The organism is Vibrio sp. 779(2023), from assembly GCF_033344285.1.
Taxonomy (GTDB): domain Bacteria; phylum Pseudomonadota; class Gammaproteobacteria; order Enterobacterales; family Vibrionaceae; genus Vibrio; species Vibrio alginolyticus.
In genome coordinates, this window is record NZ_JAWPOM010000001.1 from 576,598 (window position 1) to 599,868 (window position 23,271).

General features: G+C 43.1%; 19 protein-coding genes, 1 tRNA gene and 1 pseudogene. 9 read left to right on the forward strand and 12 right to left on the reverse strand.

What is annotated here, in order from left to right:
• Positions 1-134: 134 nt before the first annotated feature.
• On the reverse strand, positions 135-551 hold the full coding sequence (locus tag R8O70_RS02515; RefSeq protein WP_005375544.1) for a VF530 family DNA-binding protein: 417 nt from the start codon (positions 549-551) through the stop codon (positions 135-137).
• Positions 552-969: 418 nt separating this feature from the next.
• Between R8O70_RS02515 and R8O70_RS02520 the strand changes: the two genes are divergently transcribed.
• Complete coding sequence (locus tag R8O70_RS02520) at positions 970-2,427, forward strand: DUF3360 domain-containing protein (protein WP_025768982.1); 1,458 nt, start codon at positions 970-972, stop codon at positions 2,425-2,427.
• 131 nt (positions 2,428-2,558) lie between these two features.
• On the opposite strand, the gene trpB is transcribed toward R8O70_RS02520, so the two are convergent.
• From trpB to R8O70_RS02540, 4 genes and pseudogenes are all read right to left on the reverse strand, one after another.
• Positions 2,559-3,782 carry a tryptophan synthase subunit beta gene (gene trpB / locus R8O70_RS02525; protein WP_005375643.1) on the reverse strand — a complete coding sequence of 408 codons (1,224 nt, stop codon included), beginning with the start codon at positions 3,780-3,782 and terminating at the stop codon, positions 2,559-2,561.
• A 453-nt stretch (positions 3,783-4,235) separates the two neighbouring features.
• A pseudogene (locus R8O70_RS02530) lies at positions 4,236-4,488 on the reverse strand (S1 RNA-binding domain-containing protein); the annotation flags it as partial.
• 359 nt (positions 4,489-4,847) lie between these two features.
• Entirely contained in the window at positions 4,848-5,060 is a 213-nt protein-coding gene (locus R8O70_RS02535) for a cold-shock protein (RefSeq protein WP_005375644.1), read from the reverse strand.
• Between the two features lie 306 nt (positions 5,061-5,366).
• Entirely contained in the window at positions 5,367-5,615 is a 249-nt protein-coding gene (locus tag R8O70_RS02540; RefSeq protein WP_005375646.1) for a hypothetical protein, read from the reverse strand.
• Between the two features lie 289 nt (positions 5,616-5,904).
• Between R8O70_RS02540 and pcp the strand changes: the two genes are divergently transcribed.
• From pcp to R8O70_RS02560, 4 genes are all read left to right on the forward strand, one after another.
• On the forward strand, positions 5,905-6,543 hold the full coding sequence (gene pcp, locus R8O70_RS02545) for a pyroglutamyl-peptidase I (RefSeq protein ID WP_017821091.1): 639 nt from the start codon (positions 5,905-5,907) through the stop codon (positions 6,541-6,543).
• A 198-nt stretch (positions 6,544-6,741) separates the two neighbouring features.
• Positions 6,742-7,005, forward strand: coding sequence for a hypothetical protein (locus R8O70_RS02550; protein WP_053303741.1), 264 nt, complete (start codon positions 6,742-6,744; stop codon positions 7,003-7,005).
• Positions 7,006-7,068: 63 nt separating this feature from the next.
• Positions 7,069-8,055, forward strand: coding sequence for a CobW family GTP-binding protein (locus R8O70_RS02555; protein WP_258624861.1), 987 nt, complete (start codon positions 7,069-7,071; stop codon positions 8,053-8,055).
• Between the two features lie 170 nt (positions 8,056-8,225).
• Complete coding sequence (locus tag R8O70_RS02560; protein ID WP_005375652.1) at positions 8,226-9,518, forward strand: DEAD/DEAH box helicase; 1,293 nt, start codon at positions 8,226-8,228, stop codon at positions 9,516-9,518.
• Between the two features lie 64 nt (positions 9,519-9,582).
• Here R8O70_RS02560 and R8O70_RS02565 read toward each other — a convergent pair whose 3' ends face one another.
• The 3 genes from R8O70_RS02565 to R8O70_RS02575 form a co-directional block, all read right to left on the reverse strand.
• Positions 9,583-12,609 carry a DUF6701 domain-containing protein gene (locus R8O70_RS02565; protein WP_258624863.1) on the reverse strand — a complete coding sequence of 1,009 codons (3,027 nt, stop codon included), beginning with the start codon at positions 12,607-12,609 and terminating at the stop codon, positions 9,583-9,585.
• A gap of 306 nt (positions 12,610-12,915) precedes the next feature.
• Positions 12,916-13,755: an arginase gene (locus R8O70_RS02570; protein WP_033907142.1), complete on the reverse strand. Its 840-nt coding sequence runs from the start codon at positions 13,753-13,755 to the stop codon at positions 12,916-12,918.
• A gap of 6 nt (positions 13,756-13,761) precedes the next feature.
• On the reverse strand, positions 13,762-14,496 hold the full coding sequence (locus R8O70_RS02575) for an IclR family transcriptional regulator (protein WP_005386192.1): 735 nt from the start codon (positions 14,494-14,496) through the stop codon (positions 13,762-13,764).
• Positions 14,497-14,844: 348 nt separating this feature from the next.
• Here R8O70_RS02575 and R8O70_RS02580 point away from each other — a divergent pair, with 348 nt between their 5' ends.
• Positions 14,845-16,317: an EAL domain-containing protein gene (locus R8O70_RS02580; protein ID WP_213899598.1), complete on the forward strand. Its 1,473-nt coding sequence runs from the start codon at positions 14,845-14,847 to the stop codon at positions 16,315-16,317.
• Here the strand turns inward: R8O70_RS02580 and modF are convergent.
• Entirely contained in the window at positions 16,305-17,759 is a 1,455-nt protein-coding gene (gene modF / locus R8O70_RS02585; protein ID WP_047101539.1) for a molybdate ABC transporter ATP-binding protein ModF, read from the reverse strand. The genes R8O70_RS02580 and modF overlap by 13 nt on opposite strands.
• A 286-nt stretch (positions 17,760-18,045) precedes the next feature.
• Here modF and R8O70_RS02590 point away from each other — a divergent pair, with 286 nt between their 5' ends.
• A complete protein-coding gene (locus tag R8O70_RS02590) occupies positions 18,046-19,596 on the forward strand; it encodes a PAS domain-containing methyl-accepting chemotaxis protein (protein ID WP_025768974.1) in 1,551 nt (516 codons plus the stop codon).
• Between the two features lie 161 nt (positions 19,597-19,757).
• On the opposite strand, the gene R8O70_RS02595 is transcribed toward R8O70_RS02590, so the two are convergent.
• A tRNA-Ser gene (locus R8O70_RS02595) sits at positions 19,758-19,848 on the reverse strand.
• A gap of 329 nt (positions 19,849-20,177) precedes the next feature.
• On the opposite strand from R8O70_RS02595, the gene R8O70_RS02600 reads away from it, so the two are divergent.
• Positions 20,178-20,858, forward strand: a complete 681-nt coding sequence (locus tag R8O70_RS02600; RefSeq protein ID WP_005375670.1) for a MaoC family dehydratase — start codon at positions 20,178-20,180, stop codon at positions 20,856-20,858.
• Positions 20,859-20,921: 63 nt separating this feature from the next.
• Here R8O70_RS02600 and R8O70_RS02605 read toward each other — a convergent pair whose 3' ends face one another.
• Positions 20,922-21,746, reverse strand: coding sequence for a phosphate ABC transporter substrate-binding protein (locus tag R8O70_RS02605; RefSeq protein WP_064354614.1), 825 nt, complete (start codon positions 21,744-21,746; stop codon positions 20,922-20,924).
• Positions 21,747-22,012: 266 nt separating this feature from the next.
• Between R8O70_RS02605 and R8O70_RS02610 the strand changes: the two genes are divergently transcribed.
• A complete protein-coding gene (locus tag R8O70_RS02610; RefSeq protein WP_258624870.1) occupies positions 22,013-22,366 on the forward strand; it encodes a DUF3024 domain-containing protein in 354 nt (117 codons plus the stop codon).
• A gap of 33 nt (positions 22,367-22,399) precedes the next feature.
• On the opposite strand, the gene R8O70_RS02615 is transcribed toward R8O70_RS02610, so the two are convergent.
• Entirely contained in the window at positions 22,400-23,209 is an 810-nt protein-coding gene (locus tag R8O70_RS02615) for a helix-turn-helix transcriptional regulator (protein ID WP_053307810.1), read from the reverse strand.
• Positions 23,210-23,271: the final 62 nt, after the last annotated feature.

A 23,271-nucleotide genomic window follows, 5' to 3' on the forward strand; every position in this document is an offset into this window, starting at 1 on the left:
TGAGTTTACTTACGGGAGTTGCTGGAGAAAGGGAATGCTCACTAGCTTGAGTCTTCGCTTCTAGCCATTCCTTTAAAGAACAATAGAGCCCTGCTGGAGCTACCAGTAGGGCTCTATTGCTTTTCAAGATAGTGTTATTGGCGACGAGCAGGGCGTCCGCGAGGTGAACGCTTTTTAAATGCAGACGCTGCTTTAGCTTGTGACTTAAGAATAGAGTCAACGGTTAGCGGCATTGGCTCTTTAGGTTCAAGGCCATGAGGGAAGGTACGAGCTCTTGGTGGTAAGTTGTATTCTTCTTCGCTCGCGCGTGGCATACGCTTAAAGCGATAAAGGTAAAAGTTTTCTAATTTTTCTCTCGCCCATTCGGTTTTCTTTAAATACTTCACGCTACTTGCAATCGAAGGCTTAGTGTTAAAGCAATTAAAGCGCATTGCTGTATCTAGAATGTCCCAGCCGTAAAAATCCACTAACTCTTGCAACATAGTCTCTAGCTTCAACCCGTGCAGTGGATTGTTCTGTTGCAGCTCGATTCTCTCTTCGTCAGTCATCATTTTTAAGGGCCTTACTCATTAAAGGGCGGAGTTTAACAAAGTATACAATGCAGAGATATCGATAGTTACTTTGCGATGGATGCGAGCACAGTGCTCTCTACCTTGAAAGTATAAATAGGAATTAGCCGTTCTACTTGGATCTCTGCTCAAAAATGACTCTTAAAAGTTCAAGCGTCCCAGCTCGATGTTAAATTATTGTGTAATAAGTGAGATTTTTGTTGTTCTTTTACTAATGTCTAATATTCCTACCCATAGCAACACATGCTTAATAAGCTCAAAATCAAAATTGGTTCATGCCGCTTTCTTAGTATGGCCTAGAAGTTTGATGTGGGTGTTGTCTCGTATTGGTCGAAGGCCTGTCTACCAAGCGAAACTCTAGTTGACGTAGTTCAACGTTGAAACATAAAAGGATGACTCAATGTCTGACAAAAGTAAGACTTTTTACAGGGATGTGCGCAAAAAACCGCATGAATTTGAAAACCGAGAAGACTTTCTAAATCATGATTTAACTGTCATGAGCTTCCGTCGCTGGGGAATTCATTTGCCCTCACGTGATTACAGTATTGAAATCGAAGACTGGGTACCGGCATTAGCAGCAACCATTGGTAAAGTGGTTATGGTCACTGCCATGGTTTCCGCTTTTTCTGCTCAGTTTGGTTTATCTCCGGAATTCATTGCAGAAAACGTGCGTTACGAATTACTTATCGCTGGAGCCCTGTTCGTCATCCTGTTTTCTGCCATCCTAAACCCGAATGCAAACTTAGCGGGAACCCATGGCCCAATGATACCGCTGATTCCTATGATTGCAGCTGCAGGAGGGCACCCTCTCGCGCTAGGTTTGATGGTATGTGTTTTTGGGTTAATTCTCGCCTTAACCAAAGGTGGCTCTAAACTCATGACTCTGACTGGTATCGGGGTTCGAGGAGGGTTGTTGATCTACCTTGGTGCTGTTGGGTTGCTCGGGCAAATTAATAAGACGGAAGCGTGGGCTGCAAGTACGGACCAAGGTTACATTTCGTTTGTGGTCATAGGCCTAACCGTTATGGTTTACGCTTACTTAGCCAAGATCAATAAACGTTGGCTCGCTATCCCATTGTGCTCTGCACTCGCGGGTATTGTTGCTTATTTGATGGGCGCTGAGTTTGCTTTTACCACAGAGCCGGGCCTGCCTAATTTCAGTCCATTCTACTGGTGGGGGGAAGATACAGGCTGGCAGCTAGGCTGGCCAACCCTAGAGCACTTTATTGCCGTGACTCCATTTGCTCTACTGGCAGTCGCTATGTGGTCCCCTGATTATCTCGGCCATCGTGTGTTTCAAGAACTTAACTACCCAAAAGAAGCGAAAGGTGTACTCATGGATGTCGATGACACGATGGTCGGAGCATCTGTTCGTCAGGGGGTTGGTTCACTCTTAGGGGGCGGAAACCTAGCTTCTTCTTGGGGAACGTACATGATTCCTGCCGCAATTGCCAAGCGTCCTATTCCAGGTGGCGCTCTGTTGACGGGTTTCATGTGTATTGCGGCGGCGGTAATTGGCTACCCAATGGATCTAGCAATGTGGGAACCTGTTCTGCGCGTTGCTTTGATTGTCGGTGTATTCTTACCACTTCTTGAAGCGGGTATGCAGATGATCCATAAGCATAAAGATTCACTCAGTGCAGGTATCTGTATTTTTGCCTGTGCATTCGTTAATCCAGTCTTCGGTTGGGCAATCACGATGCTGTTGGATAACCTCGGGCTTATCGGCGACCATGAGCGTGCTAACGAACTATCGCGCAAAGATAAATATCTGATTCCTGGCACTGCGTTTATCGTTTGTGCAGGCTCCCTTGCTATTGTTGGTCAGCTTCCAGGCATTCCAGCTCTTATCGGTTAATCGAATTATGCTCTAAAGGTATAGTGAGAACAGTGAGTAAAGGGACTTGCTTCTTAAAATAGTAGACAAAAACAAAAAGCTACCTAGTACCAGGTAGCTTTTTGCATGTAGGGTTAGGCTACGGAGTTAGGCTATATGAGTGATTCAATGCCGTATTTTGCGCCGTAGTGTTCAACGACAAAATCAATGTCTTTGTCACCACGGCCTGATAAGTTGATCAAAATCGAGCCGGTTTCTCCTTGCTGCGCGAGTTTAATTGCGTAAGCGACAGCGTGTGAGGATTCAATAGCAGGAATTATTCCCTCTTCACGAGACAGCTCAAAGAAGGCATCAATCGCTTCGTCATCACTGATTGAGCCGTAATTGACACGGCCAATGTCTTTTAAGTAACTATGCTGAGGCCCAACCGATGGGTAATCCAAGCCACTTGCTACAGAGTACACTTCCTGAGGTTCGCCTTGCGCATCTTTAAGCATGTAAGACTTAAATCCGTGCATGATACCTGGCTCACCGAGTGTGAGTGTTGCAGCATGCTCGCCAACCTTTTGCAAAGAGCGGCCCGCAGGTTCAACGCCGTGAATGGCGACTTGTTCATCCTCTAAGAAAGCAGTAAATAGCCCCATCGCGTTAGAACCACCTCCAACGCATGCGACGAGATTATTGGGTAACTTGCCGGTCATTTCTTTGAATTGAACTCGTGCTTCGTTACCGATAATTGATTGGAAATCTCGTACCATTTTAGGGAATGGGTGAGGGCCAACGACAGAGCCTATCGCATAAAGCTGTGTATCAGGATCTTTCAGATAAGCTTCGAATGCAGAATCTACCGCTTCTTTGAGGGTTTTGCGCCCATGAGTGGCAGGAATGACATTAGCACCAAGGATTCTCATGCGGACGACATTCGGATGTTCTTTGGCGATATCAACTTCACCCATGTAAATATCGCATTTCAAACCAACCAATGCCGCGGCTGTAGCAAGCGCAACACCGTGTTGCCCTGCGCCAGTTTCTGCAATTAGTTTCTTCTTACCCATCTTTTTAGCGAGAATGGCTTCTCCTAAGCAGTGGTTAATTTTATGTGCGCCTGTATGGTTTAAGTCTTCGCGCTTTAGGTAGATGTCTGCTCCGTATTTTTTAGACAAGTTTTCCGCATGGAAGATTGGGCTAGGTCGTCCAACAAAGTGCTTATACAGGCGAGCGAGTTCCGCTTTAAATTCAGGATCTTTGCTGCATTCCTCATAAGCTGCGTTGATGTCATGCATGATTTGTTCAAGCTCAGGTGGAACAAAGCTACCACCGTATTCACCAAAGTATCCTTCTTCGTTGGGCATAGTGAGATCAAACGAGTTTTTCATTATTTACATCCTAGTTAACGAAAGTATTGATACTTTATACCCAAAATTTAGAAGTGGTTGTGTGATCAGTTGCTTAAATCAGAGTTCGCGATCTAGTGCACTAGTTAAAAAGTACAGCTTGTGTAGGGGATAATAGTTGTGATGTAGAATCAGGTGGTTTGAATAGGTGCAAAAAAGCCTCGAGAGATCCTAGGCTGTCATAAGAACCTCTCGAGGCAAACAGAGTGCTGGAAATACACTCTGCGATGGTGTCTGGAAACAAAAATTAGATTCGTTTCCTTTGTCAGATATTAGGGTTTTAGAATGAGTCGATGTCAGCGAAATGTCACAAGTTAATTGCGGTATTAAAAGCTTATTTTTTATTTTTGATTAATGGATTAGAAAGTAACCTAAAACAGGCTAACCTACCGCGTGTTCCGCGTCTTTTAAGTTGGACATGATCTTTCTTTGTCTCTAATCGGCGTCTTTAACCAACACGTGCACTTTGGTCCCTAAAGTAAACGTGGCGCTCTGGCTGGAAATTTTTTGTTTGACTGCATCAAATTCGAACTCACCATTTTGGAAACTTGATAAAGGAATGAGACCTTCGGTTCGGTTCCTCTAACTCAACAAATACCCCGAAGTGTGTGACTCCACACGCTGTCCCTATGAAGTGTTGTCCGATAAATGGCTTCATGTAATGACATTTCAGTGCTGACTCAACCTCTCAGCTAGGGATTATGTGCTCGTAGTTATTAGAATTTATTGATTGAGCAGATATATTTAATTTCATTTTTTCTCTTATATTCGCCAATCGCTTTTATTTTATAAACTTTATTTTTATGAGCAAAGCATGAGGCGAAGTGATTCAGATATGAATGAGATTAATTTAATTCCAAACTGGAATTGCAAGGTAGGTTGTGTGATTACCTAAAGATGTATACCAAAGTGACTTTATTGAAAGTGATTAATGATGGTGTGGGAGAGGTAAGTGATTTGGCTATATAAACTTAGATAGAGAATAGTAAGGGCAGTAACAAGTGGAAGGGGATTGTGGCACCAACAACATTGATGCCACACAAAGAATTACAGTGCAGTTACTTCAGCTGCTTGTAAACCTTTGTTACCTTGTTCAACAACGAACGATACTTTTTGGCCTTCAGTAAGAGTTTTGAAGCCTTCAGAAACAATAGAACGGAAGTGAACGAATACGTCATCACCGCCATTGTCTTGAGAAATAAAACCAAAACCTTTAGTTTCGTTGAACCATTTTACTGAACCAGTTAATTTATTAGACATAGATACCTCTATATTTGATTGTTTTAAATATTGAATTTTTAGCTAATATCAAGTGCTACTATATGATTTTAGAGATAACTATTTTGTCGCAGGAACGTAAACGAGGAATTCGATGTGGAACTGAGAGAAACTTTGATCTTTAATTACATTAATAGCTCTTTCCGTAAGAGCTGATGTGCAGTATACCGACAAAATTAATAAAGGCTAGCCTTTTCTTTTTTATTTTTTGAGTACACCAAGCGCATTGCTTTCAAAGCATACGCTTGGTGTATAAGACGGCGTGATGTTATAGGTGGCGTCGAGCGCTTAGTGTTTTCTGGTTGGGCCGTTACGAACGATGTCTTTACCATTGTCATATACGTGCTGCGAAACCCAGCGGCCAAGGAGCAATTGGTGCTTTTCTCCTAATACGGCAACAAATGGACGACCATCGGTATTAGAGGTGGCTAGCGCAACGCCAGTGACACCTTCAAGGCCAAGAGCGCCGCTTTCTACTAAATGCAGAAATGCCTCTAACTCTTCAATCGTTTCGATTACATGGTTATCAATATTCATTGTATTCAATCTCTTCGAATTGCATTGCGGTCGCGTACTCTACCTAAGTTAAGCGTGGAAACCAAGCTTCTACGTGCGTCATGTAATGAGAGAACCTTGCCCTGCCACTAATCATCAATAAGTTAGTCTCGATAGTCCGGAACTTGCCTAGATTCAATGAGGCAGAAAACACTCTCTGGTTAGACATGAGTCACATAATGTTGTCTGGTTTATCTCATCAATACTTTTGCTATTGGATGGGGTGAAGGGGAGTGCAATAATTTGTGAAACTCTTTTCCTAAAGGCTGTTATGAAGAAAGTCCTGATTACCGGTTTTGAACCTTTTGGTGGTGACGCCATTAACCCCGCCTTAGAAGCGGTCAAGCAATTAGAGGCCGCGGCCATAAAAGGAGGTGTGATAGTTACTTGCCCAGTCCCCGTAGTTCGATATGACTCGGTGAAAGTCGTTATTGAAGCAATAGAAGCGCACCAGCCAGACTGTGTGATTACTGTAGGGCAAGCGGCCGGGCGTAGCGCGATAACCCCAGAGCGTGTCGCAATCAATGTCGATGATTTTCGTATTCCAGATAACGCTGGTCATCAACCGATTGATGAACCCGTGGTGGCTGATGGTCCTGATGCTTACTTCTCGACACTACCGATAAAGCGTGTTGTGCAAACATTGCAAACGCAGGGTATACCTAGCCAGATTTCCAACAGTGCTGGAACATTTGTATGTAACCACCTTTTTTATGGCATCCAACATTACTTGAAAGACAATCCGATTCGTCACGGGTTTGTTCATATTCCATTATTGCCAGAACAAGCAGCAGATGGCAGTCAGCCTTCTATGTCTCTGGAGATGATAGTCGAAGGGCTAAGGCTGGTGGCGCAAGTTTGTATTGCCAATGAAAACGACATATTGGTCAGCGGCGGGTCGATTTGCTAGTAAGTGTTTTAAAATCCAGTAAGTATATGAAAGATAATAATAAGCTCGTCGTTTGATGTTGTAGTAAATGTTAGCTTTGTCAAATTTCACAAGTAGCGAAAGGAGTAGCATTGAATAGTCAGGTTGGATGTTGTTCAAACTGACATTCCTCTAGTACAGGAGGTGTTAGGGGGCTAACTTTACGAAAGGCGAGTTATTATGAAAAGCAACAAAAGTAAGTCAATCGCACTTATCTCTGTCGTTGTTTTCGCGTTGGCTATTGCTGCGCTTAAATTCGAAAACACGCTCGGAGTTCTTCCCATCGTAGTCGCTATTATCGCGTTTTTTACCTGCGTTATTTATACCGGTAGGTACTTGTCCGATATGAAGCGTTCAGAGTTGATAAGTCAACCCAAACAAGCTCGAAAAATGTGTGCCAACGCATCACGCAATGAGCTTGATGAGTGCGATAAAAAGCGTTGAAGCGAGTCACATTCTCCGTATACTTTGCTGGAGCATTAATGCACTAACGTGTCGGAGATAAGCATGTCAAATCGAGTACCAACCAACATACTGACCGGATTTTTGGGTGTCGGTAAAACGACCACGATTTTAAATCTACTGAAGAACAAACCGGAAAAAGAAAACTGGGCGGTTTTGGTCAATGAATTTGGTGAGATTGGCATCGACGGTGCATTGATGACCGACCAAGGCGCGCTGATTAAAGAAGTGCCAGGTGGTTGTATGTGCTGCACTGCGGGTGTGCCGATGTCGGTAGGTATCACCGCATTATTGCGTCAAAAACCGGACCGTTTATTGATTGAGCCAACAGGCCTTGGTCATCCAAAACAGGTTATCGCGACGCTTACCTCACAGCAGTATGAACCTTACGTTGATCTTAAAGCGACGATTGCCTTGGTTGATCCGCGTAACTTAAGTGATGAAAAGTATCTTTCTAACCAAAACTTCGTGGACCAGTTAGACAGTGCAGATGTGGTTATTGGTAGTAAGGTTGACCTATGTTCCAGCCACGATCTTGATGTGTTTAATGACTGGGTGACGGACAAATCCCCTTCAAAAGTATTCAGTAAGCTTATTCATGACGGTGAGTTACCGATAGAAGTCTTGGATATCGAGCGGGTTTACGGCAGCGCTTCTTCCCATATCGAGTCACATCATCATGACCACGCTCATCAAGAGCCTCAATTCCAGTTGGCGCCTGGTGAAGCCTTTGTGCGCAAAGAGAACAAAGGGCAGGGTTATTTTAGTTGTGGGTGGTTGTTTGGGGCAGAGTATAAGTTTGATTTTGAAAAGCTTTTCTCTATGCTTTCGGACTTGACCGCAGAGCGTGTTAAAGCAGTGGTCAATACGGATCAAGGTTGTTACGCGTTTAATGTTGCCAACCGAGTCGTGTCGGTGAATGAAATCAGCTTAGAAGGGTTTGAATCACGATTAGAAGTGATAGATTCTCAGCTGTTGCCATGGGATGAGCTTGAGCGAATTCTCCTTCAGTTATCTGGCATCAAACATTAAATTGCGCAAAGGTTAAACGAAAACGGTGAACCACTAATATATCTGTGCTCACCGTTTTTTCTTTTGTAGGATTTCAATGAGAAAAGTGAGATAAATCACTCAAATTCGGGTATAGTGCACGGCTAAATTTTTAAAGCTATTTTTAGTGGTTTGTTTAAGGAATACGCTCAATGTCATTTTCATCTCAAGGTTTTGCGCCAGAAGTGGTTAAAGCACTGGCAGAATGCGGTTATGAAAAGTTAACGCCAATTCAACAGAAGGCGATTCCAATGGCTCGCAAAGGCCATGATATTTTCGCTACAGCACAAACAGGTACTGGTAAAACGGCTGCGTTTTCTCTGCCTATGATTCAGCAGCTGCTAGACAGTAACCGTAGCGCTTCTCGTAAGACTGCTCGCGCACTTATCTTGGCTCCAACTCGTGAGCTTGCTGAACAAATTGCTGACAACATCAAAGCTTACACGAAGTACACGAACCTGTCGGTGGCTGCGATTTTCGGTGGCCGTAAAATGTCTTCTCAAGTAACGGCATTAGAAAACGGTGTAGATATCCTAGTGGCTACACCAGGTCGATTGGAAGAGCACATTGAACAAGGTAATGTCTCGGTCGCACACTTAGAGTTTTTAGTGTTTGATGAAGCAGACCGTATCTTGGACATGGGCTTTATTCACGCAGTACGTAAGATCATGCTAGATGTGGATACTGATCCGCAAATTATGATGTTTTCCGCAACGACTTCGAGCCAACTAAATCTGTTAGCAAAAGATATCCTGCGTAAGCCTAAGCGTATTGAAGTTGAGCGAGCGAATACGACAGCACAGACAGTTGCTCACGTGTTATATCCAGTTGATCAAGAGCGAAAAACGGAACTGCTTTCGGAGCTGATTGGTCGTAAGAACTGGAAACAAGTGTTGGTATTTGTGAACTACAAAGAGACCGCAAACGAAGTGGTAAAAGAGCTGAAACTTGATGGTATCAAAGCGGTGGTTTGTCATGGTGACCGTGCTCAAAGTGCTCGTCGTCGTGCGTTAGAAGAGTTCAAGTCCGGTAAAGCACGTGTCATGGTGGCTACCGATGTCGCTGCTCGAGGTCTAGATATTGAAGATTTACCTCACGTTGTGAACTATGACATGCCTTTTCTAGCGGAAGATTACGTTCACCGAATTGGTCGTACAGGCCGTGCAGGTAAACAAGGTCATGCCGTTTCATTTGTAAACCGAGATGAAGAGCTCACGGTTGTTCAGGTTGAAAATCTAATCCAGCAGCGAATTCGCCGTATTGAGCTTGCAGGCTATGAACCAAAACAGCGTGAATCTTACATTGAAAAGCTGCACTCAAAACCAGCGTTTAAGAATCGTCAAGGTCGTCGTAATAACCCGAACCAGTCGGCAACAGACCAAGGGTCGGCAGAGCGTCGTCTTGCTATGGTGAAGCGCCTGAAAGCGCGTCGTGGCGCAAAGTAAATTACACAGTCTGTGTGAAAAGAGCCCCTCAATTGAGGGGCTCTTTTTGTTTTGTCGTTTCGCGTTAATTTAGGCCAAGCATATTCGGTTCACCACGATAAATAATGCGATCGTTTCCTCGGTGAATACCAAACGTAACAATGACGGGTGGGTTTTCCTCTTCACTTGTAGAGCTATCCCAATCGTATTTCAGCCAAGGGATGCGATTGCCTGAGCTGTCTAAATCTAGGTGGAATTGTATTTGCTCGCGCGCTGAGTCAATTTGGCTTGCAACGATATCGGTTATCCTGCCGATACTCATCGTTCCAAGGCCAGAAAGCAGGGCGTTGTTTGCAGGCGCATGCGACCAAATTGGCGTGCTGAAGTAATATTCACCATTCGCCGTTGTTGAGCTGTCATCGAAGTTAGTCGTAAATCGACCGTTTTGCCAAATTTCCACATCAAGTGGCACTTTGATCACCATGCCTTGGTTGCCACCTACATCTTGAAAGTTCAAACGACCGAATCGAATGTCTGGTTGTTTTGTGAGCACTTCGCTATCGTCGAAGAAGTTTACCTCATCAACGGCTTTTACTGAGACTAAACCTATTTGGCTGCTGTCACTATTAGTCTCGGTATTGAATGGACCATCAGGATATTGCTTATCTGTCGTGTTCTTTTTCCAGCATGGGCTATTGTTACAAGTCGCATTGGTCGAGGGCTTCTCTATAACAAACGTTCCAACACTCGCGCTACCCAGTAGTTTCCAGTCTACCTTCTTAGGCTTAGGCGGCAAAAACCGATCGGAGTATGAGCTTAGCTCGCCTAAATCGAAATGTTGTTGAAGGTTAGACGAAAAGTGGACGTAATTCTTCACGTTTTCCTTATTCGCATTGAGTGCGACAACATCGTAAGTGACTTTCTCAAAAGGTTGATTCATGTAAGCAAAAGTTTGGCCATGTGGGTAGTGCCATTCTTGGTCTTGCACTTGAAAATATTTTGGGTAAAAACGACCAACGTAACGATAGCCTTCGTTCACAGTCATACCTAGATATTTACTTTCTAGGTTTGCTTTTACTCTCAAGCTCCCGACTTCTTCCCAATATAATCCATTAAAGAAGAATTGATCATTCTTGGCTGAATTATGCGCCTGAGCCAGTGAGTCACTACTTTTTAGCAATTTTGAGGTTTGGTTCGCTGTCTCTGATGGCGTATGTTGCTCACTCGACAAGACAACCGATGCTGCTGGAGCGTCATCAAGCGTAAAATTACGGGTGATAGAAGCATCACAATAGCGTGCTGATTCAACAGACCCACTTACAGAGCCGTCAGGTTGCCAAATGATTGGTTTCACCGTTAGAGAGAAAAGCTCTCCGGCAGCAAGAAACCCTTCTCCTTGTTCAGAGGTGCCAGAAGGCAAAGCACGTTGGTTGTCACAAATAGCGAGTGTCCATGGTCGCGAGTGCACATTAAATGTTCCTCTCACTTCCACTTTGCCTTTTTCTGGGCACTCTTCAAATCCCTCACATTCAAAATGATCGGACAGTGTCACTTCAAATATGCCGGATTCGTTCGTGATAAGGCCATGTTCAGACAAGCCATCTTCAAACTCTGCTGAATAGCTAAAGTTTCCTTCACTTCCTCCTAATGGTTGAACCAATGGATGAAAAACTTTAGGCGTACCATTGTAGTTGCTTGCTACTACAGGTTCGCCTGTGGAGGCACAAGCCAGCAATCGCGTATGCACGTTTTCTGGTTTACCTGCAATAACGCGTATTTCATTTAAAGTGGCGCTTTTCGTCTTTGAGTAGGCCTCAAACATAAATGGCGTAAACATAAAGCTAACCGTTTGATGCTTGCTGGTGTCTTCTGCCATAGTGAAAGTCAGCGTGTAGTTAGTACCTAACGCGATGGTATCAATATCGTTCGGGACCACTCGAACAACGAGCTCACCATTGTCGTCAGACATAAATTGGTTTGCTTTTAATGTCTGCTGACCTTTGATCACCTCTAAAGTGAATAAGTCAGGGTGTGATAGGACGGCACTGACTTTTGCGCTTACAACTACTCGATTATTGGTTGTTGTTACTGTAAATTGCGGAAGATCGTCGCCGCACATCAGTGCCATGTCGTCCGATGGTGTGACGCTGAGGTTTAAGTCGTTCTCCGATGGAGGCTGCATGCTGCAATTCGGAACATCTTGAGGGGTGATTGGACAGACTTGGGAAGAGTAGTGACAATCAGCCTCGCCCAATCCACAGTATTGCGTGTATTTGTTGTCTTGTGCTTTCGTTTGTGCACTTCCTGGCGTTTGTTGGATTTCACCACAAACTTGACTAGGCTGATTTGGAGCGTTGTTGAAGTTCAATGTTTGGAAGTATTTAATTGCTGCGGTGGAACTATAGAATGAGCCACTTAATGTAGCTGACGATCCTACAGATTCAGCCGTACCATAGATCGACATATCTTTTATAATCAGAGATTTGTGCGCAGAAACATCACCGACGACAAAATGGTCTTGTAAAGGATGGTTTGTTTTTAGGTGTAGTGTTTCGCCTTGTGATTCGACCTTACCACAGATGTTTGTATTAAATATATTGGTCGTGCTGTGAGTCAAAATGTCACCAATAATGGTGTTGTACTCACCATTAATATGAAGGGCCTCACCTGTTAGCTCTATATCCCCATCGATGAGAACGTTATGCAGCTTTGTTGGATAAGCCGATAGAAGATCACCATAGATAACAGTGTGCTTGTTTTGGTAATCGTCAATGCTTGATGCTTTCTCATTGTTAACTGTTAATCCGGTAGCGAGTGCGTGGAGAGAGATACGCTTATTGGGTTCACCAATCGTATTGTTCCCCTCTAACACAATTCCATAATCTGCTTTTAACGTTATCTCTTTGTCCGGTAATGAGGAGACAATTTTATCACCAGCGGGTAGGACTAGTTTCCCTGTACAGCGATAAGTCGTGCCATCGCTTTCGATACTAAAACTCTTGTGTGAGCAAAGTTGACCTAACTCAGATAGATCTTTTACGTCATAAGTGGTGGCGTGTGAGGTTAGCGGTAAAAAAAGAACCGCAGTGAAAATACTGCAAAGACGCATCATCAAATGTCCTAATGAGTGGAACAAGATGGCATCAAGCGAGCGTGAGCAAATGCTCACTGAAATTGGAATAGCTGCGGTACTTTTTGTTTTGAAGCCGCTTAGTTATTGAACTTTGGTTGTTTTTTATTTCGTATGTCATACCAAAGTTTAGCGGCCTTATTACAACGTAAGTGTCAGGTTAGTTCAAGAGGCAAGTGTGATGTGTGTCGATTTATATGTGTAACTATTTGTTAGTTAAGGATAATAAGTAAGCATGTTGGTTCAGAATCAGGAAGGACGCGATCCTGATTCTGAATGTTTATAACGCTAGGCAGCGTGAACGATGAGTGGAGCCATCTGATATAACTCTTCTAGTATGGCTTTCGTTTGTCTCGAATAGACCAGGCAATCTCGATCGCCAACGAGCTGAATTGCTCTCACTTTACCTGCAACCAAACATTGCCTAATCGTGCGTAGAACCATTTGGATATCAATTTCTGACGCGCCATCAAGGCTGTTTTTGGTTTTTAGAGATCCAAGGTCGATACTAATGATTATTTGGTCGCAGTGGTCTAGGTAATTGCCGATCTGTTGCTTGACGTTATTGCGATGACGAAAAGAAAACTCTTTCTCGGTCACCCAATCACAACCTTGATCTTCCGCGTATTCCCACGTTTCTTGCTTCGTCTCTTGCTCACTGACGCCAGCAAAAAACAATCGTACGTTTTGATAGCGAGAAAGAGCAAAATGGAATGCAGAGCCTAAGCGTGGCTCAAGTGTCGGCTTCAAGTTCATGTTATGCCCGATATTTACGACACCCACTTCGTCTCGATAGGATACGACCACAGGTAACATGGACAAGATTGCCTCGGTACAGTTAGTTACTAAAACAGGAATTGAGTGGCGAGAAAGCGAAAGGCTTAACGCTTCCTGAAACTCGCCATTCTCCAGTTTGTCGTGGTTGAAGTGACCAAAGTTTTCAGCGGTTTCATGATCATGTTGTTGGTAAAGCCAATCACTAGCATTTTCCAAACTTTGATCAGCTAATTCAAACGCGCCCTTAGACATGGGTGGCAAATACTCACACACTGTCATAAAAGAAAAAGGGTAATGTTGCGGCTGTTTCACTGTGTGATGGAGTTTATAGCGTTTGAAAAAGCTTAACATGATGAATTACCTTTCTGGTGGTAGTGCCCTTGCCGCTTGCAGTACATGTAAAATAATGCGCTGCTTATCCTTTTCGACTCGGTGGGCCGGAGCCATCACCGAGACTGCGCCAATCAGTTTGCTTCCTTTCATTACCGGTGCGCTAATACCTGAAACACCAGGGTCAATCTCAGAAGTACTGACGGCATATCCGTGTTTACGGATGGTTGTGAGCTCTTTTTCCCACTCGTCGCGTCGGTGATCTTGATTAAAGTATCTCAAGATTTTCTCGCATCGACTTTGAGGCATAAAAGCGAGCATCACTTTAGATGAGGCACCGCGCAGCAGAGGTTGACTTTGACCCTGGACGAAGCTGCAACGCAGCGCCTGCATACTTTCTTTCTGTCTGACACAAAGCGCACGATAACCCGCTGGTACCATATAAGCGGCCATTTCCCCGGTTTGTTGTACCAACCTAGCCAGTATGGTTTCGACCATGTCGAGCCCATGTTGCGCGGTCTCATAGCTGTGCATGAGTAATAATGCCGCCGGACCAACGACAAATGTCTTGTCGTGAACGCTTTCTTCGATCAAGTTCCACTCTTTAAGCAGTTTTAAGTGTCGGTAAAGGCTGCTTAAAGGAACGTTCAATTGCTCGCTTAGCGTTTTCGCAGAAACTGGGAACGGACTAACTGCAACTTGCATTAACAACTGCAGTGATTTTTCGTTTACCTGGTTAGCATTAGCTTTGTTTGTCGTCATGAGAGTGTTGTAACGTGTTGTAGGAGTTACGACAAATATAATTCTTAATCACTGAGAAAAGAAAAATAATTTTAATGGGTAATTCTTACATGATGAGAAACAGACAGGTAAAGACTTTCGCAAGTACCGATAGACATAACATGGTGTCGAATTAAAGTCTCAGGTTTGAGGCGCTTGATACTAAATTGGAACAGGAGTGAATAAGACATTGTTTAGTTTGCGGTATTACTCAGCGTTTCGCATACTGAGTTAATCCAAACAAATAATGTTAAAAAACGTGAGTTGCTAGCGGGTATCGGAATCGAGGTACCATCTCAGTAAATCGGTTTTATAAAAGGTTACTTTTATATGCTGAATAAGGCGATTTTTAAAAAAGCCATCATTTTTCTTCTGCCTATTCCCTTGGTTATTGGAGAGGTTTTGTATTTAGCTCGTGAAAGCGTGCAAAACAATCTCAATCATTTATTAGAAAAAAATGTGCAAATTGCAGATGAAATTTTATTCCAAATAGAGACAGAAAACCGCACGGCGTTGCTACACCCTGAACGATGTGAAGAGCTCCAGCAAAGCTTAATGTTTGAACGAGATATTGAAGAAATGCTCATTGTGAAAGAGGGAGTCATTACTTGTTCTTCGAAATTAGGAAGTATCTCTAAACCGTTAGCTGAGCACATCACCTTTCCTAAGGGACAAACGTTAGCGTTTGGTAGTGTTGATAGCTTGTACGATCAGTTCTTGCTTGTGGTAACGGAGGGAGAGCGGGGTTATCAAGCCGTAACGATTATCGATCATGACTACTTTAATGCGACAATAGGGTTTAACAACGATTTACGCCTAAAACGTTCTGCGCTGTTTATCCATGAGCAAGTTTCACCTGAAGGAGCATTAAGAGCGGGAAGTAATCCTATCGGTATCAAATCGTCGCAAATGTTTGAGTATGAAGCTTTGAGCGAAGCCAGCGATCTTTTCGTCAAACAGAGAACACTTTCCTATTTTTTGTACTCAATTCCAATTATTTTCGTGATCTACCTTTGCTTGTATGCGTTGAATAAGTTTATTGATCCTCATCGCAATTTGATACTGGATCTTAAAAGAGCGATAAAAAGAGGAGAGTTGACCCTGTATTACCAACCGCAAGTTAACGTTGATACCGGCCAGTTATTCGGGTTTGAAGCGCTAGTGCGATGGGAGCATCAAAGTAAGGGGTTCATTTCTCCGGATGAGTTTGTCCCTGCGGCAGAGCAAAGTGGATTGGTTTTTTTACTTACTGATTTCGTTCTGGATAAAGCGGCAGAGGACTTCAGTAAATTAGGCTTTGATCAGCCTGTCCACCTTGGTATTAACGTGCCGCCTGGTTATTTAGTCGGACCAAACGCGATCAGAAAAATTCAATTGCTCGACAGACAGTTGAGCCGAAACAAAGTCTCATTAGGGGTTGAGATAACAGAGCGTCAGCTCATTGATTCAGAGGCGAGAAAATGCATTGCAGCGCTGCGAGTGCATGGTATTGATGTGCTGATCGATGATTTTGGAACTGGCCAAACCTCGTTAGCATTTCTACAGCACATGCGCATAGATTACTTAAAAATCGATAAGTGCTTTGTCGAAACCATTGGTATTCCTAGCCTTAGTGCTTCTGTCTTAAAAGCGATGGTTCACTTCGCGGAAGAATTACAAGTACAATTGATCGCTGAAGGAGTGGAAACTATAGCGCAAGCTGAACACTTAAAGCAGATGGGAGTGAGATATCATCAGGGATACCTGTACTCCAAACCATTACCTTATGAGCAGCTTGCGCAGCGAAGTCATTATGATTGGTAGACGTTAGCTCTATAACACTGAGCATTTTCATCAAACACAAACTCTAACTCATTTTTGATGCTATCTAAGCGGTCTTCTTGGTAGTGAGACACATACAATAGTTGGCTTAAATTCTCTCTAGCGATGAGTTCAAGTGTGTTCTTAACTAACCGTCTACCCAAAAAATCTAACCCTTGATACGGCTCGTCCAAAATCAATAATGTGGGTTGTTTCACGATGGCTCTTGCAATCAGTAATAGTCGCTGCTGACCGTACTCTAATTGCTTGAATGAGGTTTTTTTGTACTGGCTCATATGTAAGATATCGAGCCACTCGTTTGCAATATTCATCTCTTTGCGAGTTGGCTGGTTATACAACCCAATCGAATCGTAAAATCCTGACAAAATGACTTCTAATGCGCTGCAATTGACTCGATATTGGAGGTGTAGCGCTGAAGACACCATGCCGATATGCTGCTTAATTTCCCAGATTGTCTCGCCAGTACCACGCTTTTTACCAAAAATATCAATGTCATTGCTGTAGCATTGCGGATGATCGCCAAAGATCAATCCAAGTAAGGTACTCTTTCCACAACCATTTGGGCCTTTGACCTGCCAATGTTGGCCCTTGTCTATGCGCCAGTTCAAGTCAGTAAAAATCTTCTTATCGGTGTATTCGACAGCCCCATTCTTTAGTTCAAATATTGGGTTGTTGAATGGCGTCGAGTGCTGATGCTGACGTATCAAGCTTATCATTTCTTCACTCTGTTGCTCTGACTGAGATTTTATTTGTCCAATGATTGGATGATTATCCCAACTGGACTTATCCATTGTACTATCAAGCTTTCCTGCACTGAAAAGCGCGATGCTATTGATCCACTCAGGCATGTCAGATTCGCGAGAGAAGGTTATGAGTAGTTGCACATTTTGAGAAAGCGAGTGTAAATAGCGAGCGAGAGCAGCTCGGTGCGCAATATCTAAGCCAGTAAATGGATTATCGAGTAATACTAAGTCAGGTTGTGTGGCTAAAGCTCGGGCGAGCATTACTCTTCTGGTTTCTCCGGTAGAGAGAACACGGAAGCCACTATCTCTAAGATGACTTAGGTCGAGATCATTAACTAGCTGTTCAGTTAAGTTAGTGTCTTGGCTCTGTTCTAGGATTAATGAATAAACAGTGCTTCCTTGGTCGATACGATCAAGAAAATCCGTATCATCTTTTTCTAATTCTCTTTCCAGTAATCGCTGTTGCTCTGATAACGACACTTGCGCAACGGACAGCCCATTTAGCTCAATTTCCCCACTATTTGGTGATATTTCATCACAAATAAGGTCTCCAAGCAGAGAGCCAATATCTCCATCCGCGCTGAATATCCCCCAAGACTGCTGAGTGTTAATTTTCCAATCGTCAATAAACAAGTGTGTCGTGTTTCTCTTAGCTGCAAGCTGACGAAAGTGAATAGTCATTGTGTTTGTCTTCCTTGTTTTCGCTTTAGTGGATTACTTATAACAATTTACGAACTCAGTACGGAAGCGCTTTTGTGTATTAATTTTGAACAGTGCTCAGTCTTGTACATATTAACGAAGCCTTGTATTAGAGGATAAAAATGCGACTAGAGTAATTAAGTAACAAGTAAGCTTGTCAATAATTTTGTTTTATTTTTGAATCAATCTATCATTATGCATGTGAATGTTATGCCGATAAGTTCATATTTGCCGTTTGTTAATTAATTCAATGTAAGGACACATGTTTATGAGTGAAACGGAATACGATTACCCCTCGAGTTACAGCCTAGTTTCCATTACCGATACCTCCAGTTACATCAAATATGCCAGTGAAAACTTTAATGAAGTAGCGGGGTTTGATGAAGGGGAGCTTATTGGTAAACCCCACAATGTTGTGCGTCATCCTGATATGCCAAAACAGGCTTTTAAAGATTTATGGACTCACCTGAAAACTGGCAAACACTGGATGGGAATGGTCAAAAATCGACGTAAAAACGGCGGCTATTATTGGGTTGACGCGTTTGCTTCTCCTATAAAATCTAATGGTGAAGTTGTGGAATACCAATCAGTGAGATTTAAACCTGAGCGTATACACATCCAGCGAGCGGAAAAAGCGTATTCGAAGCTTCGAAATAATCGTAAGCCGTGGAAAATGTATCTTCCTCGTACACGTTTGTGGATGAGATCGGCCTTCTTCCTTTTAATTTCAAACCTTCTTGGCTTACTCATTCTACAAATGAATCAATCACCAGTGATAGCGTTTGGCGTTGTTGCGTTACTTTCCGTTTTCTCTATTTATGTATTAACCAGACCAGTTGAGAAGCTCGCTAAACAGGCTAGGCAAGACTTCAATAATCCACTCATGGAATATATTTATTGCGGAAGAATCAACGATCTGGCTGAGATTGAGCTGGGTATGAAGATGCGTAAGCAATTTGCCAATGCGCTATTGGGGCGCGTTGGCGTGTCTGTAAAAGACTCTTGCGAAAAAACGCGCGCAAGTGCTAACAGTGCTGCGACAAATAGCCAGCAAGTGACGGAGAACTTAAGCGCACAGAAAGTGGAGATTGACTCGGTCGCAACAGCGGTCAACGAGATGCAAGCCTCTTCATCTGAGATATCAAATAATGCTCAAGCGACCGCCGAGGCTACGTTAGAAGCGCAAAATACGATGATAGACAGCCGTAGCGTTATCGATAATGTTAACCAATCGGTACTAGAGCTGGTGGGTGAGCTCGGCGAAATATCTAAAGTGGTCATACGTTTGAACCAACAAACCGAGCAAATTGGAACCGTTGTTGAAGTCATCAATGGTATTGCCGAACAAACTAATTTATTAGCGTTGAACGCTGCAATTGAAGCCGCGAGGGCAGGCGAACAAGGCAGAGGGTTTGCCGTTGTAGCAGATGAAGTGAGAACCTTAGCTAAAAGAACTCAGGAATCGACAACAGAGATTAAATCGGCCATTGAAGGGATTCAAAATGGGAGCAAATCAGCGGTTTCTGCGTTAGAGAAAGGTAATGAAATGTCGACCGGAACGGTAACATTGCTAGGTACTGCTTTGGATAGCATTCAACAACTGGAGTCCCTTGTTCAGGACGTCGTCGAACGAAACCAACAAATTGCGGTCGCGATAGAAGAGCAGGTTTATGTAACGGATGAAATAAATGAAAACATCCAGTCGCTTAATTTAAAGTACAGTGAATCGTATGAACTGATGACTGAAACGAATCATATGAACACCAAAGTGCAAAATTGCACCAATGACCTGTCTGAAATGATTAAGAAGTTTGCTTAAACTTTAGAAAATCGAAGTTAAAAGCCCGCTAAACATTAGCGGGCTTTTAACTGGAATATAGTGAAGTGCTGGATTCGCTTACGAGCGAGGATTTCTAAATCTCGTTTTTGTAAGAGCTAAAACGACGAGAGCTCGCAATAAATGCGAGCTCTCTAAATAAGTGGCGGAGAGATAGGGATTTGAACCCTAGATACGCTATTAACGTATGCCGGTTTTCAAGACCGGTGCTTTCAACCACTCAGCCATCTCTCCGTTGTGGGCGGTATAATAAGGAGCATAGTCCGACTTGTAAAGTGCTGAATTATAATAGAAGTACTGTTTGCTTGTTTTATGATCACTGATGTGATGTTGGACAGTTTGAAAACGGAGTGAAAAAGGGACAAAAAGTACCAATTTATAGAGTTTTTACTTTATATTGGCGCGCGTCAATAAAATGGTGTTTTATTTTTATCTTGCTGATATATAAGACATAACATGCTTTTAGGGTACATGTGTTCGCCCGAAAGTATTTGCAAGACTTTGTGAACTAATTCAAAATTAACTGGTATAGCCAGTTGTGCTTAGAATTCTTAAGGGTGTTTATGAAGGTCACAAATCTATTTAAAGACAAAGTTGATGCGATTTCTGCTCATCAATCCGAGTTTATGAATTGGATGTCTCCAACGTTACGCGATTATTGGAGTGACTTTTTGGGGAAAGCTCAAAATAGCTTTCTTTTCTCAAAAGTTCGTGATCACCAGCAGCCAGCCGTCAACGAAGAAGTTGCACCTCAACCTGCACCGATCGTAATGGCACCTGAGGCTCAAAAGCTTTATGACGAGTTAAGTGAAAAAATTGGCGAAGTTATTCACACTGGTGATTGGGTTCATGTGTCTCAAGAACGTATTAACCAATTTGGTGCGGTAACGGAAGACATGCAATGGATTCATACTGATCCAGAGCGTGCTTCAACTGAATCTCCATTTAAGACAACTATCGCTCATGGCTTTTTAACATTAGCATTGCTGCCTAAACTGACGGATTCAGTCGATCCAGACAAGCCAATGTTCCCAACAGCTAAGATGGTAGTTAACTTGGGTTTAAACCAAGTCCGTTTCCCTTACCCTGTCAAAGCAGGCAATAATGTTCGTGCAGTCAGCACGTTAACAAAAGTAACGCCAATCAAAAAAGGTTTGGAGATTGAGCGCGAAATTAAAGTGGAAATTGAAGGTATTCGTCGACCTGGTGCGGTTGTGGTCTCTGTAATTCAACTGCATTTCTAATTCCGAAACCGGATAGAACACGACATAGTAAAAGAGAGCATCAAGGTGCTCTCTTTTTCATTTTTACTGATTAAAGTTTTTTACTGGCGTATAACCGTAACCTGCAATCGCTTTTTGTCCCTGCTCTGAACGAAGGAAAGCGATAAAACCTTTACCTGCATCGCTAATCTTATCTACTTTGTATAGCACTAGGAATGGTCGCGCCAACTTGTACTTATGATTGCTAATGTTTGTCGAGGTTGGGTCAATACCATCTAACTGAATCGCCTTGATCGAGCGATCTACTGACCCTACAGAGATAAAACCAATGGCGCGAGTGTTATGGTTAACAATGGTTTTTACCATGCTGTTGCTGTTTACAACCAAGTTGTTTGGGCTGATATCCGAGACAAGGCGATCATTAACGATTTTGGTCAGTCCCAGCAAGCTTTCGAAGCTGTAACGTGAACCTGAAGACGCTTCTCTAGTAACCACCGCGATAGGCTGATCTGCGCCCCCGACCTCTTTCCAATTCTTAATTTTACCTTTGTAAATATCAAATAGTTGTTGCTGAGAAAGGTTTTCTACAGAGTTGGTACGGTTTACAACAACAGCGAGGCCATCATAAGCGATAGGGTATACATTGAGATCTTCACCTTTTTCGCTTTCAGTCAGATAGCGAGAGCTCATGCCTATTTCGGCTACTCCTTTATTGACCATGGTGATACCAGCACTCGAACCAATGCCCTGAACAGCAACGTAATCGTCTGGGTGTGTTTTGTTGTATTCCTCAGCAAGTACATCCATCACACGAGCAACCGACGTTGAACCTGAGATGTTGATTTCTTTTGCAATGGTAGGGAGGGAGACTGCTATGGCCAATAACGTCGCCACAGTAAAACGTAACATATTAAACTCCATATACGGGATAAAGCAGAGTTTATGATATTGCGTTCAGGTTACACTTTTGTGAACTGTTAGCGCTAAACAGGGGAATTGTTTCTAGTCAAGAGGTGATGGAGCTAGCGTTTCCAAGTGGATTGAGATGATAATCTGGGCAAATGATAATATAGCTATCTTATACTTGAGTTAGGTAGATAACTACCATCGGTGATGATGTAAAGGTTATATACTAGGATCGACAGCTCTAACTATCATCCATCGGGAGAACGTTGATGTCAGTGTCCCAAATGGCGACAAGTCGTTTATACAAATCAGTTCAATCGCTCTGCTCTGCGCGTAATGCTAACTTGCCTGTCGAACAGGGCAAGTGCCTCTATGAGCTAGTAGAAAATGGCGTTGAGCTTCATCGGGCGCATTTTCTCCTCGACTCCCAGCATAGCGAGTATACTTCTCCCGTCGCGAAGATCATGTTTGATGAGGACAACCAACTTTGGTATTTCTATGTTCCCACATATCACAACGAGCTGTTAAGGTGGGTGTCTTATAAGCCACTTCCATTTAGCCGAATGCTTGAGGACTTACTCAACGAATTGGAGCGTGATCCTCAAGCGTGTTTTTGGGAATAGGGTGAGCCCAACGGATGCGAATGCCGACATGATTTATACTTTAGGCTTAACGACTTGGTTTCTAAAGTCTTTGGGGGTCATGTTGTAAACGGATTTAAATGCTGTACTGAAATGCGCTGCACTTTTAAAACCAGACTCAAACGCTATTTCTGTTATTGATTTTTCTGACTTGCGCAGTTGGGTTGCTGCGAAGTTTATCCGTTTCACCTTTAATATCTGAGAAAACGAAAGATCATCTGCGGCGAGGCGACGTTTTAAGGTCGCGATGGACATGCTCATATGAGCCGCTAAGCCTTCTAGCGTGATGTCTTTTTCAATATTACCCTCAATGTACTTAATGGCTTTTTGAGAGTCGCTCAGGCTACTTGCATCATCTATGATAGATAGGATGTTTGGCTCTACCTCAACCATCAACGACAGCAATGCCATTGCGATATGGCTTTGTGTGTAGTCTGGAGCGTTGCGACTCGCTAACTTAACCAACATGTCCTTCAATTGTGCTACTTCGCTACTGGATTGCGTTGAAAAAGGATAGAAGCGCCTTTCTTCCGTTTTGGAACGTAGCATCGGGTGCGCTTTCTTAAAGTCACAGAATATATTTGGGTTGAAGACTAAAGCCAATGCTTTAAAGCCTCCGTCACTAGAGACGGCTTCTGCACTGCTCAGATCTGCGGAGTTATAGAGTGTGAAATCTCCGGCTTTAAGTTCAAATTGCTCACCATTAGGTTGATGAACTAATAGGGCACCTTCTTCAACAATATATAACCCATTATGTGTTGCAGTGTAACGCTCACTTTTGCGCGCAGTGAAGTGATTAAAGCGAATGATCTCAATGTTCGGCATACTCGTTCTTATCGTTTTACATAACAAATAAAAAAGGCGCTCAATAGAGCGCCTTTTAACTT

Excerpts from the sequence above, each read along its gene's own strand:
- pcp (WP_017821091.1), top strand. The coding sequence starts at position 5,905 with ATGAAGAAAGTCCTGATTACCGGTTTTGAACCTTTTGGTGGTGACGCC.
- R8O70_RS02515 (WP_005375544.1), bottom strand. The coding sequence starts at position 551 with ATGATGACTGACGAAGAGAGAATCGAGCTGCAACAGAACAATCCACTG.
- R8O70_RS02605 (WP_064354614.1), bottom strand. The coding sequence starts at position 21,746 with ATGTTACGTTTTACTGTGGCGACGTTATTGGCCATAGCAGTCTCCCTC.
- R8O70_RS02550 (WP_053303741.1), top strand. The coding sequence starts at position 6,742 with ATGAAAAGCAACAAAAGTAAGTCAATCGCACTTATCTCTGTCGTTGTT.
- R8O70_RS02600 (WP_005375670.1), top strand. The coding sequence starts at position 20,178 with ATGAAGGTCACAAATCTATTTAAAGACAAAGTTGATGCGATTTCTGCT.
- R8O70_RS02540 (WP_005375646.1), bottom strand. The coding sequence starts at position 5,615 with ATGAATATTGATAACCATGTAATCGAAACGATTGAAGAGTTAGAGGCA.
- R8O70_RS02560 (WP_005375652.1), top strand. The coding sequence starts at position 8,226 with ATGTCATTTTCATCTCAAGGTTTTGCGCCAGAAGTGGTTAAAGCACTG.
- R8O70_RS02610 (WP_258624870.1), top strand. The coding sequence starts at position 22,013 with ATGTCAGTGTCCCAAATGGCGACAAGTCGTTTATACAAATCAGTTCAA.
- R8O70_RS02615 (WP_053307810.1), bottom strand. The coding sequence starts at position 23,209 with ATGCCGAACATTGAGATCATTCGCTTTAATCACTTCACTGCGCGCAAA.
- R8O70_RS02565 (WP_258624863.1), bottom strand. The coding sequence starts at position 12,609 with ATGATGCGTCTTTGCAGTATTTTCACTGCGGTTCTTTTTTTACCGCTA.
- R8O70_RS02575 (WP_005386192.1), bottom strand. The coding sequence starts at position 14,496 with ATGACGACAAACAAAGCTAATGCTAACCAGGTAAACGAAAAATCACTG.
- R8O70_RS02570 (WP_033907142.1), bottom strand. The coding sequence starts at position 13,755 with ATGTTAAGCTTTTTCAAACGCTATAAACTCCATCACACAGTGAAACAG.
- R8O70_RS02520 (WP_025768982.1), top strand. The coding sequence starts at position 970 with ATGTCTGACAAAAGTAAGACTTTTTACAGGGATGTGCGCAAAAAACCG.
- modF (WP_047101539.1), bottom strand. The coding sequence starts at position 17,759 with ATGACTATTCACTTTCGTCAGCTTGCAGCTAAGAGAAACACGACACAC.
- R8O70_RS02535 (WP_005375644.1), bottom strand. The coding sequence starts at position 5,060 with ATGTCTAATAAATTAACTGGTTCAGTAAAATGGTTCAACGAAACTAAA.
- R8O70_RS02555 (WP_258624861.1), top strand. The coding sequence starts at position 7,069 with ATGTCAAATCGAGTACCAACCAACATACTGACCGGATTTTTGGGTGTC.
- R8O70_RS02590 (WP_025768974.1), top strand. The coding sequence starts at position 18,046 with ATGAGTGAAACGGAATACGATTACCCCTCGAGTTACAGCCTAGTTTCC.
- R8O70_RS02580 (WP_213899598.1), top strand. The coding sequence starts at position 14,845 with ATGCTGAATAAGGCGATTTTTAAAAAAGCCATCATTTTTCTTCTGCCT.
- trpB (WP_005375643.1), bottom strand. The coding sequence starts at position 3,782 with ATGAAAAACTCGTTTGATCTCACTATGCCCAACGAAGAAGGATACTTT.